Origin of the sequence: Enterobacter cloacae complex sp. SYL001 (assembly GCF_049237025.1) — a bacterium.
Lineage (GTDB): Bacteria > Pseudomonadota > Gammaproteobacteria > Enterobacterales > Enterobacteriaceae > Enterobacter > Enterobacter intestinihominis.
Map to the genome: position 1 here is coordinate 114,303 of NZ_JBMKJI010000011.1, position 11,015 is coordinate 125,317.

The 11,015-nt window shown below is 52.6% G+C and carries 12 protein-coding genes and 1 tRNA gene; 6 read left to right on the forward strand and 7 right to left on the reverse strand.

Annotated features, from left to right (window positions below):
• Positions 1-5: 5 nt before the first annotated feature.
• From ACOTZP_RS12725 to ACOTZP_RS12735, 3 genes are read right to left on the reverse strand one after another with little or no spacing between them, the layout of a single operon-like run.
• Positions 6-683 (reverse strand): fimbrial biogenesis chaperone, encoded by a 678-nt coding sequence (locus ACOTZP_RS12725; RefSeq protein WP_271075345.1) that lies wholly within the window; start codon positions 681-683, stop codon positions 6-8.
• Between the two features lie 53 nt (positions 684-736).
• On the reverse strand, positions 737-1,321 hold the full coding sequence (locus ACOTZP_RS12730) for a fimbrial protein (RefSeq protein ID WP_058646788.1): 585 nt from the start codon (positions 1,319-1,321) through the stop codon (positions 737-739).
• Positions 1,322-1,373: 52 nt separating this feature from the next.
• Positions 1,374-1,976 carry a helix-turn-helix domain-containing protein gene (locus tag ACOTZP_RS12735; RefSeq protein ID WP_271075344.1) on the reverse strand — a complete coding sequence of 201 codons (603 nt, stop codon included), beginning with the start codon at positions 1,974-1,976 and terminating at the stop codon, positions 1,374-1,376.
• A gap of 834 nt (positions 1,977-2,810) precedes the next feature.
• On the opposite strand from ACOTZP_RS12735, the gene ACOTZP_RS12740 reads away from it, so the two are divergent.
• From ACOTZP_RS12740 to ACOTZP_RS12750, 3 genes are all read left to right on the forward strand, one after another.
• Positions 2,811-3,599: a winged helix-turn-helix domain-containing protein gene (locus ACOTZP_RS12740; RefSeq protein WP_271075343.1), complete on the forward strand. Its 789-nt coding sequence runs from the start codon at positions 2,811-2,813 to the stop codon at positions 3,597-3,599.
• A gap of 1 nt (position 3,600) precedes the next feature.
• Positions 3,601-4,080, forward strand: a complete 480-nt coding sequence (locus ACOTZP_RS12745) for a hypothetical protein (protein ID WP_022646606.1) — start codon at positions 3,601-3,603, stop codon at positions 4,078-4,080.
• A gap of 242 nt (positions 4,081-4,322) precedes the next feature.
• Positions 4,323-5,204, forward strand: coding sequence for a GlxA family transcriptional regulator (locus ACOTZP_RS12750; RefSeq protein WP_032622044.1), 882 nt, complete (start codon positions 4,323-4,325; stop codon positions 5,202-5,204).
• Positions 5,205-5,268: 64 nt separating this feature from the next.
• Here the strand turns inward: ACOTZP_RS12750 and ACOTZP_RS12755 are convergent, their stop codons facing one another.
• Positions 5,269-5,568 (reverse strand): helix-turn-helix domain-containing protein, encoded by a 300-nt coding sequence (locus ACOTZP_RS12755; RefSeq protein WP_023299004.1) that lies wholly within the window; start codon positions 5,566-5,568, stop codon positions 5,269-5,271.
• Positions 5,569-5,691: 123 nt separating this feature from the next.
• Positions 5,692-6,033: a SymE family type I addiction module toxin gene (locus tag ACOTZP_RS12760; protein WP_063150631.1), complete on the reverse strand. Its 342-nt coding sequence runs from the start codon at positions 6,031-6,033 to the stop codon at positions 5,692-5,694.
• 127 nt (positions 6,034-6,160) lie between these two features.
• Here ACOTZP_RS12760 and ACOTZP_RS12765 point away from each other — a divergent pair, with 127 nt between their 5' ends.
• The gene (locus ACOTZP_RS12765) at positions 6,161-6,322 is read left to right on the forward strand and encodes a YlcI/YnfO family protein (RefSeq protein WP_064720300.1); all 162 of its coding nucleotides are present in this window, start codon (positions 6,161-6,163) and stop codon (positions 6,320-6,322) included.
• A gap of 112 nt (positions 6,323-6,434) precedes the next feature.
• Here the strand turns inward: ACOTZP_RS12765 and ACOTZP_RS12770 are convergent, their stop codons facing one another.
• Entirely contained in the window at positions 6,435-6,641 is a 207-nt protein-coding gene (locus ACOTZP_RS12770) for a hypothetical protein (protein WP_071788007.1), read from the reverse strand.
• A gap of 146 nt (positions 6,642-6,787) precedes the next feature.
• A tRNA-Sec gene (locus ACOTZP_RS12775) sits at positions 6,788-6,882 on the reverse strand.
• A gap of 288 nt (positions 6,883-7,170) precedes the next feature.
• Between ACOTZP_RS12775 and ACOTZP_RS12780 the strand changes: the two genes are divergently transcribed.
• Together ACOTZP_RS12780 and yicI are read left to right on the forward strand one after the other, a co-directional pair.
• Complete coding sequence (locus ACOTZP_RS12780; RefSeq protein ID WP_271075342.1) at positions 7,171-8,562, forward strand: glycoside-pentoside-hexuronide family transporter; 1,392 nt, start codon at positions 7,171-7,173, stop codon at positions 8,560-8,562.
• Positions 8,563-8,574: 12 nt separating this feature from the next.
• Positions 8,575-10,893 (forward strand): alpha-xylosidase, encoded by a 2,319-nt coding sequence (yicI, locus tag ACOTZP_RS12785; protein WP_271075341.1) that lies wholly within the window; start codon positions 8,575-8,577, stop codon positions 10,891-10,893.
• Positions 10,894-11,015: the final 122 nt, after the last annotated feature.

Consider the following 11,015-nt stretch of genomic DNA (forward strand, 5'->3'; position numbering starts at 1 on the left):
TTTTATTATTGGGACAATGACGTGCGGGTAGCGGGCGTCCAGGCCCCATAATCGTTAATCGTCTGGTAGCTCATGCTGCTCGCATGGCTGAAGGTGTCTGCCAGCGTCACGCTGGTTTTCGGCGGCACCATGACGGGCGACACCGGCCTGCCATCAATTTTCAGGTTAATGGTGGTGAGGTAATACGGCGTTGGGTTGGTCAGCATGACCTTGCCCGCGCGGTAGGCGCCGGCAAGGTTTTTCCATGCCTCTCCTGCGCCTTCCCGAAGCGACTCAGGGCGATAAAAGACCTTGATGCGGTTGGCAGAGGCGAATTGCAGCGAATTGCCGGAACCGTTTTCAACCTGCTGTGGGATAGCTTTGACCGTCATCCAGTACAGCGTTTCGCGATCGGCTGGCAGTGCGTTGCCGCTGAACATGATTTTCACCGCGCTTTCGCTGGCGGGCTTCATGACGTACAGCGGCGGCGTGATGACGAAGTCGTTGGTACGGCTCCCTTTCTCGTCTTCCATCCATGACTGGATCAGGAACGTGGCATCAGGGTGGGTATTTCTTACCTGCATCATCGTCTGCGTCGTCGCGCCTGCGTAGACCAGCCGCGTTGCACCCAACCCCACGCCGCCTGCATACACGGCGGATGAACATAACGTGCCAGCCAGACAAATCCATGTGTTTACGCGCATTGTGCGTCTCCTGAAAGCTGAGTCAGACCCGGCCAGCAGACCGGGCCTGAAGATTACGAATAGGTCACGGTGTAGGTTGCGACCGCGCTGGCATCACCCGCCGTGGCGTTGCCCAGTGGGGAGTAATATTTCGCGCTGAAGTTCAGGGTGTTCGCCCCCGCACGCAGGGGGATCGCTGCTGCCGGCTCACCCAGCCTGACGACGTTGCCCTGTTCATCATAAAGACGGATAGCGACATGCTGCGCCGAGCCCGCGCCGCCGTTTACTCCCGCGGCCAGGCTATTCACATCGGTACTGTCCGGCGTACCGGTGAAGGTGATAGCCACGGTCGTTGCGGCAATGGGGTTATCTTCCGTGGACGCGGAGGTATCGGCGATTTCGCAATCCTCCAGCGTGATGGAGAAGGCTTTTGCGGTACTGGCTTCACTGCCTGCGGCAGCCAGCGTGGCGGTACGCACTTCACCCATGTCGACGTCGATATTGGCGCTACCGGCGCTGATGGCACAGGCGGAGGTCACCACTTTACCGCTAAAGTTAACCGTGCCGCCGCTGGTGGTGGTGGCCAGTGCTGAGCCCGCTGGCAGCAGGGCGGCAATGCTTAATGCCAGCAGAGAATGGCAAGTAAGGCGTGCTTTCATTTCATGGTTCCTTGGTTTTTTTATTACGAGATTTGCTCTGAAAGCGGCAGGTCTAACTGGTTAAAAAGACCAGCAAATCTGTCTTATTCCTGAGCCCGAGTTTTCTTATCGCTGAGCTTTTTAAAGCGCTCACGCGGCGATAAGAAAGTTTCTCCAGTTCTGCGATGTAACGTATATCCAGTCCGTTCCTGATTTCCTTTAATACCCTCCTTTCTCCAGGCGTCAGCGATAACGCCGCTGGCTGCTTTTGGGGCCGATAATGGCTATCGACTATTTTTGCTAGCTTTATCCGCCACTGATAAACCGTGTTCTGTAGCGAGATATAGGCATCAATATCTTCCCTGGCCCATAACAGGGAATGGGCAGAGGTTGAGTACAGGCAGATAATCACCTCTGGATGCGTGGCTTTGATTTTTTTTAAATATTTCAGTGAGCCATACCCTGTATGGTATTTCTCTGCGCCGGATATAAATAAGATATCGATACGAATCGACGACAGCGCCTTATCCAGTTCCTGATAACCTCCTTCGATGATAATGATGTGAAGGTCGTCGCGGATGCTGCGTAATAACGTTTTAATGCCGTTTCTTGCATAATGATCGCCGCCCATCAATGCAACAGTAATATGCTGTGTTATTTGGTTATTGTTCGTCATGTTATTCCTCGATTTATAATAGTAATCAGGCGAATTATTTATAAGGGTATCGCCAGTATTCTCGAAGCAATGACGTATTGCATAGTGTAGGCCTACTATACGTCGGCCAATAAAGAGGTAATCTGAATTAATCTAAAATTGTATTAATTACTGAGATCGAGACCGGTTACGACGCTTCCCTCTGATTGGTCTTATTCCGCTTCGCTTTCTGTAAATTATGATAGCCGCTATTTTTAATGAAAATTTAGCTTTGATAAATGTTTTGTAAGGAGTTTGTCGTCTGGTGTCAGTGCGGGTGTGAAGTTGCTGACGGGGAATAACAATTTACGAATGTTATCATCGATAAAAACTGATAGAGAGGTGGGTGAAAATCATACAAAAACCATGTAACTTATTGATATTTATCAGTTTGAGAAAACTTAAGGCTTAAGAGTACTGAATATTTCAGACACGCATGTCCGTGGCGTACAATGTTTTTTTATGTAGATATTTGTCAATGTCAAGAGGCGAGGAGTGCGCCAAAAGGAGAGGCTCTGATAAATGAGATGCTGTCGATAGTCAGATACTTCTGTGGAGCGGAAATTCCCTTCACAAAACATCATAATGAGGATGGTCGCGGATGAAGCGGCTCTGCAAGCCCCATTCTACAAGGGTTGAGTTCTTATGCAGGTTCAGTGAAGCTTAAGGGATGAAATATAAATTAAGATTTTTCGCCAATGGCGAAGATATACAGCATGCCGTTAATCAGTCACATTAATCCCGACGCGAATGTCATCACATACATGCGGTGACTCAGGTTCAACATCTGTTAACCGGAGAATTCATACTGCCCCTATGCATAAGCATTACATTATAAATAATATCGTCGAATTTCATCCTGCGGCCAGCACGTTACGTGTTATCAACAATCCTGACCGTGTGGTTGTGTTAAATTCGCCAGCAGGCCGATGCCTGTTGTTATTAATCGACAGAGCGGGGTCGATTGTCACTCAGCAAGAGTTCCTTGATATTGTCTGGCAAAGCCGCGGCATGCTTGTCTCCTCCAATACCTATTACCAGAACATCTCCATTCTGCGCAAAGGGCTCAAAAAGATTGGTTTTGAAACTGACCCTATCGTTACCATTCCCCGTATTGGGCTGACGCTGGCAAGCGACACGCAAATAACCGTCAGAGAGCCTTCGCCTGTCGCGCCTCAACCCGCAGAGGGACAATGTGAGGAGGTGCCAGCGATCGAGGAGGTCTCTGCATCCTCCGCGCCAGCAGCGCCCGTTGCCAGGAAGTCCACGCGCTGGCTGGCTGTCGTCATGGGGCTGTTGATCATCCTGGCCGTGGGAGGCGTGACGGGATATATGAACGCCAGGGAAAACCGTTTTGTTGAGGATTACCGTTTTGCGGCATCCGTCGGGGCCTGTCGCGTTTATCTTGCGAACGACATTCAGACTCACGCTGAACGCGCTTCCGCGCTGACCTATGTAGAACAATTCAAGGCTGAATGCGCGCAATATCCCTGGGTTTACATCAGCTGGTACGCCCTGCTTCCTCGTGCGTCGGTTATTCGCTGCGACCGGCCAATGAAAGAACCGAACCGCTGTATATCTGATTATTTCCTGAAGGATAGCTAGCATGACTCGTTTTCGGCAGATGCTGTATGTCATCGTGACGGGCCTCGTCACGGCAGGCGTGCTGACGGGCTATTACCTGTGGCACCGATCTTACGTTCAGCCTTTTTCATGCCAGGCTAATCTGGTACAGCACCATCCGGATGAGACGCTGACGGTCTGGCTGAATTACACCTTCGACGGGAAATTCGGCACCCTGAGCATGAATGGCCGGGCAAAGAGCGATCCGGGTAAAACCATCGACAGGAAAATTTCCTTTCGGGTGGAGAGAAAAGATCGCCTCTATTTGCTGACGTCAGAAAAAAATATGACGTTCCCGGACGATAATGTCGAAGACAGCTGGCTGGAAAAATATGAACCGCAATTTTTTGTCTATCCGGGCAAGAGTATTTATATGCGTATCAATGAACAACATAATGGTAACTATATCTTTACCTTAGGAACATTACCGACATATGTGTGTCGTGGTTCAAAAAAAGAATGATGTAAACGAGAAAAGCATTATATTTTCCTCCCGTCTCATTTATGCTTGATTTAAAATATCAGGATTATCTTAGAAATATAAAGTGCGACAGATCATGTTGCGATAATGTAATTAATTTTAAATTTGGCAAGTAAATGAAAACTGTATTTGACTCCTCCGATGGGGGGAAATCAGTACCGGAAAAGTGTCTGCATATTGGGTTGATATTATGGCCCCGTTATTCACTTCTGGCCGTCTCCGGGTTGCTGGAGGCGCTGCGTTATGCAGCGAAAGCGCAGGATAAATTGGCATTTAAAATCAGCCTGATAAGTGAATTTCCTGATATCCCGATTATCAGCAATGCGGGGATTATCATGAGGCCGGATTCTCCCCATGGGCCGCCGGACAGTTTTAACTACCTTGCTGTTATCGGCGGTGAATTGCAGTATCTGGACTTAGGGTATCAGGGGGATAAAGCGTATCTGGCACATGCCCACCATGCCGGGGTTCCGCTCATTGGCATTGGCACCGGCAGTTTTGTCCTCGCACAGGAAGGATTGCTGAATGAACGACGAGCGTCCATCCATCCTTTCCACCTTGATGCATTTCGGCAGGCTTTCCCGCTGGTTTATGCTGAGCAAGGGTATGATTTCATCGACGATGGCGATGTGCTGACCTGCCCGGGCGGTATTTCCACCCTGACGCTGGCAACTGAGCTTATCCGCGCCCATGCCGGGGATGATATCGCCAGCACCACCTGTCAGCGTTTGTCGCTCGTTCCGCATGAAATTGCCACCCCGCGTCCGGCGAATTTTGCGCTTATCCCTGACTCGCGGTTGCGCCGCGCCGTCATGCTGATAGAACAGTTCCTGACCCGGCCGCTCACCACCGCCGGGCTTGCGCGAGAAGTGGCATTGAGTGAACGCCAGCTCAACCGTCTGTTCCACGCAGAATTCGGCAAAACGGCCCGCGAATTTATCCGCAGTGCCAGACTGCGCTATGCTTGCTGGCTGCTGAAGAACTCACAGCAAAGCGTGACGGATATTGCGCAGCGGATGGGGTTCAGCGACTGCGCGCACTTTATTCGTCATTTTCAGACGGAGTATGGTTGTACGCCTGGGGTGTGGCGCACGTCGCAGAATTAATTTTCTGAGGTGGATGTAAAATGCGGCTTATATAGTTGCGCCATCAACTACAGATACAATCGCGCTAGAGATGAAACGCAACCTGCTTGCCAGTGGGTAGTTCCACGTTAATGCTAAGTTTTCCGCCCATCGCTTCGATGTAACGCTTAAGCGTAGCAATCTTCAGATCGTTTCCACGCTGCTCCAGCTGTGTTACCGCAGGTTGACTTACGCCCATAAGATCGGCGACATGTTTTTGCGAAAGCTGGAGCTCTTCACGCAGAAGTTGCAGACCGGTTTCGAGGAACATTTCCTCTGCCATCTCCTGAATGCGCTGTTGGCTTTCCGGTGAGCGTGACGCAATCACTTCATTTAAGGTTTTCACTTGGCTGCCTCGCTGGCAGTTGTTCGATAAAACCGAACAACTGCATTTTCGACCCGTCCACCCTTATCAGAAATGCTTCATAAGGATAATGTCTGTAAGCTCGTAGTATGCCAGAAACAGCCGCTAAGCCAGGTGGTTTGTATTTGATTTTGCGAGGCGCTTTCCAGCATGTGGAATTTGGATCGCTGCAAGCGCGTCCTCTATCTCAATAAGCTTTGCTTTCGTCCGTTTATAATCGTCCTGCAAACGCTGCTCCTGCTCGTTATACGCCACCAGAACGATGCATCCTTTCATGACCTTTACCGTGACCTGCTGTCCGGTATCAAACCCCGCCGCGCGCAGCCACTTTCCGGAAAGGATGATTCTCGGCGTAGATTTGTCGTAAACATTCGGGCGGTATCCCACAATTAACGAATGCTCGGTTCCGGATTGGTCGGTGTCTGGGGTAGAATGCGAATCAGCCATAATCAACTCCTTGATAGTTGGTGAGGTTAGACGCCCTTTAGTGCTCCAACACTGCTGGGCGTTGCAGAATTCCGAATCCATGTGGTAGGTACCACATGCAGATAAATTAACCGAAGTGGTACCTACCATGCAAGAGAAAAAGAAACCAAATTTTGACCGCACTAAGAGCACGATGAAGAATATTCGGTTCGAGGATGAGCTTTTGGAGCAGATTGAGAAGGCTGCGGGGAAAGGGAACTTTAGTAAGTGGGTCAAAGAGGCTTGTAGGCTTAGGCTTTTGAGTAAGTAGCAATCAAAACTTTTTTGATAGCGGTAAGGAATAATTAAATGATAAGTTTGAAATGCATAGTCCGAACTTATCATTTGTAAACATTATGAAATAAAACTTTATTAATTTATTTTTAACCGAATCTGCTTTTAAATTTTTGCGAACTAACTTTTCGTTGCATTTTACCATTGCAATTAGGACACAAATGTTGTTTCTCTCCATCTATTTTCCATGTGTAGTATTTTCTCTTGAAATAAGTATGGCAGATATCACATTGTCTTGGTTTTAATATGGCAACAAGTATTGCTATTAAAATTACAGCACCTACAATCCATTCCATAACAGCTTCCCTAGAATATTATTTCAAAATAAAGGAAAGGATAACACTCAATACTAAAATCAATAAGTGATCATGTTCACATAAGGGAACTGCAAGGTGGGACGATTTAATGTTGGACGTGTTTTTATTAAAAGAGTGGACATTTTTGGCGGAAGATCACAGGAGTCGAACCTGCCCGGGAACGCTGGCGCCCCCAACTGGATTTGAAGTCCAGCCACCTCACCGGAGATGACGATCTTCCGCGCCTGCATTGCTACATGGAGGCGGGGCGCATTATAGCTACTTTCAGGCATTTACCACATACCCCACACCACTTTTTTCACCTCTCTTTTGACCTGAATCCCCCTGTTTCAGCTAATTCTTAAGAAAATCCTCAGGTTAGCATTTCGTGCTCATCAACTTTTATCCCGATCACAAAAAACAAGAAACGTAATCTCTTAACCAGAAAACGCAATACCCGCTCCTGAAACAATGGTTTAAAACCAATGCAACCGGTCTCAGCGCCCCCTACAGCGTGAAGGATAAAAATATGAGCGAAGTATTGTCAGTAAAAGAGAAGATTGGCTACGGCATGGGAGACGCCGCCAGCCATATCATTTTTGATAACGTCATGCTTTACATGATGTTTTTCTACACCGATATTTTTGGTATTCCCGCCGGGTTTGTCGGCATCATGTTCCTGCTGGCCCGCGCGCTGGATGCGATCTCCGACCCGTGCATGGGGCTGATTGCCGACCGCACCCGCAGCCGCTGGGGCAAGTTCCGTCCGTGGATTTTGTTCGGCGCGATCCCGTTCGGCATCGTCTGCGTGCTGGCCTACACCACGCCGGACCTGAGCCTCAACGGCAAAATGGTTTACGCCGCTATCACCTACACGCTGCTGACCCTGCTTTATACCGTGGTCAACATCCCGTACTGCGCGCTGGGCGGTGTGATCACCAACGACCCGACGCAGCGTATCTCCCTTCAGTCCTGGCGCTTTGTGCTGGCGACGGCGGGCGGCATGCTCTCCACGGTGCTGATGATGCCGCTGGTGAACCTGATTGGCGGCGACGATAAGGCGTTCGGCTTCCAGGGCGGGATCGCCGTGCTGTCGGTGGTCGCGTTCCTGATGCTGGCGTTCTGCTTCTTCACCACCAAAGAGCGCATCCAGGTGCCGCCAAGCACCACCTCCATGCGGGAAGACCTGCGCGATATCTGGCAAAACGACCAGTGGCGCATCGTCGGCGTGCTGACCATCCTCAACATTCTCGCCGTTTGCGTGCGCGGCGGCGCGATGATGTATTACTGCACCTGGATCATGGGCTCGCCGGAGGTGTTCGTCGCGTTCCTGACCACCTACTGCGTCGGCAACCTGATTGGCTCGGCGCTGGCGAAACCGCTCACCGACTGGAAGTGCAAGGTCAGCATCTTCTGGTGGACCAACGCCGCGCTGGCGGTGGTCAGCGTGGCGATGTTCTTCGTGCCGATGCATGCCACCGTGCTGATGTTCGGCTTCATCTTCGTTATCGGCGTGCTGCACCAACTGGTGACGCCGATTCAGTGGGTAATGATGTCCGATACCGTCGACTACGGCGAATGGACCAACGGCAAACGTCTGACCGGCATCAGCTTTGCGGGCACGCTGTTCGTGCTGAAGCTCGGCCTGGCGCTGGGCGGGGCGATGATCGGCTGGATGCTGGCAGGCGGCGGCTACGACGCGGCGGCCAAAACCCAGAACAGCGCGACCATCAGCATCATTATCGGTCTGTTTACGCTGGCTCCGGCGATCTGCTACGTGCTGAGCGCCATTATCGCCAAACGCTACTACACGCTGAAAACCCCCTTCCTGACCAAAATCCTGCGCGAGCTGGCGCAGGGCGCGCGCCGCAATCAGCAGGAGTTTGAAAACCTGCCGGTCAGTAAAGAATTGCAGAACTAAGAGGACGTAAGCATGAAAATCAGTGATGGAAACTGGCTTATCCAACCGGGCCTTAACGTGACGTATCCGGTTCAGGTGTTCGACGTGGAGCAGCAGGGCAATGACCTGGTGGTGTACGTCGCGCCGCGTGACGTGCGCGAACGCACCTGGCAGCTCGACACGTTGATGTTCACGGTGCGCCTGTTTGCTCCGCAGGAAGGGATTATCGGGGTGCGCATTGAGCACTTCCAGGGCGCGCTGAACAACGGCCCGCACTATCCGCTGAACGTTCTGAAGGATGTAAAAGTTGAGATTGAAAACAACGCCGAATTTGCCGAGCTGAAAAGCGGCAGCGTCAGCGTGCGCGTCACCAAAGGCGAGTTCTGGGCGCTGGATTTCCTGCGCAACGGCCAGCGCATTACCGGCAGCCAGCTGAAAAACAACGGCTACGTGCAGGATACCAACACCGATCGCAACTATGTGTTTGAACGTCTGGATCTGGGCGTGGGGGAAACGGTCTACGGTCTGGGCGAGCGCTTTACCGCCCTGGTGCGCAACGGTCAGACGGTCGAAACCTGGAACCGCGACGGGGGCACCAGCACCGAGCAGTCCTACAAAAATATCCCGTTCTACCTGACCAACCGCGGCTACGGCGTGCTGGTGAATCATCCGGAAAACGTCTCGTTTGAAGTCGGCTCTGAAAAAGTCTCCAAAGTGCAGTTCAGCGTGGAAGGGGAGTATCTGGAGTACTTCGTGATCGACGGCCCGACGCCAAAAGAGGTATTAAACCGCTATACGCAGTTCACCGGGCGTCCGGCGCTGCCGCCGGCGTGGTCGTTCGGCCTGTGGCTGACCACCTCCTTCACCACTAACTACGACGAAGCGACGGTCAACAGCTTTATCGACGGCATGGCCGAGCGCGACCTGCCGCTGCACGTGTTCCACTTCGACTGCTTCTGGATGAAAGCCTTCCAGTGGTGCGACTTCGAGTGGGACCCGGTGACCTTCCCGGATCCGGAAGGCATGATCCGCCGCCTGAAAGAGAAAGGGCTGAAGGTCTGCGTGTGGATCAACCCGTACATCGGCCAGAAATCGCCGATCTTCCGTGAGCTGAAAGAGAAGGGCTACCTGCTTAAGCGCCCGGACGGCTCCCTGTGGCAGTGGGACAAATGGCAGCCGGGGCTGGCGATCTACGACTTCACCAACCCGGACGCGTGCCGGTGGTACGCCGACAAGCTGAAAGGCCTGGTGGAGATCGGCGTCGACTGCTTCAAGACCGACTTCGGCGAGCGTATCCCGACGGACGTCCAGTGGTTTGACGGTTCCGATCCGCAGAAGATGCACAACCATTACGCCTACATCTACAACGAACTGGTGTGGAACGTGCTGAAAGAGACGGTGGGAGAAGAAGAGGCGGTGCTGTTTGCCCGTTCTGCCTCCGTGGGAGCGCAACAGTTCCCGGTGCACTGGGGCGGCGACTGCTACGCCAACTATGAATCGATGGCGGAAAGCCTGCGCGGCGGGCTGTCTATTGGCCTGTCCGGCTTCGGATTCTGGAGCCACGATATCGGCGGGTTTGAAAACACCGCTCCGGCGCACGTCTATAAGCGCTGGTGCGCTTTCGGGCTGTTCTCCAGCCACAGCCGCCTGCACGGCAGCAAATCCTACCGCGTGCCGTGGGCGTACGATGATGAGTCCTGCGACGTGGTGCGCCACTTCACCCAGCTGAAATGCCAGCTGATGCCGTACCTGTATCGTCAGGCTGCGCTGGCCCGCGAGTTCGGCACGCCGATGCTGCGGGCGATGATGCTGGAGTTCCCGGACGACCCGGCGTGCGATTACCTCGACCGCCAGTACATGCTGGGGGATTCAATGATGGTGGCGCCGGTGTTCTCCGAGGCGGGCGACGTGCAGTTCTGGCTGCCGGAAGGGCGCTGGACGCACCTGTGGCACAACGATGTAATCGAGGGCAGCCGCTGGCATAAGCAGCAGCACGATTTCCAGAGCCTGCCGGTCTATGTGCGCGACAACACGCTGCTGGCGCTCGGCAATAATAACCAGAAGCCGGACTATGCGTGGCACGAGGGGACAGCCTTCCAGCTCTTCAACCTGAGCGATGGCGCAACGGCGGTTAGCGAAGTGCCTGCGGCGGACGGTTCTGTGGTGTTTACGCTGAAGGCGTCACGTCAGGGCGACGTCGTGACCTTTACCGGCGCGGGAGATGCGCAAAACTGGTCGGTGTGCTTGCGCAACGTGCAAAAGGTTGGCGGCGTGAAAGGCGGTTCACATGCGGGCAGCGAGTGGGGTGTGGTGGTGAAAGCCGAGGGGGATGAGGTGGTGATCCACCTCTGAGCTGGAAAAATGCCCGGTGGCGCTTCTGTATGACCGGATACATAGGTAACAGATCAGACCGGGAACATAGGTAACACTTTTCAGTCTATCCGGAGCACACTCTGGGTTTTTCGGTCGTAGTA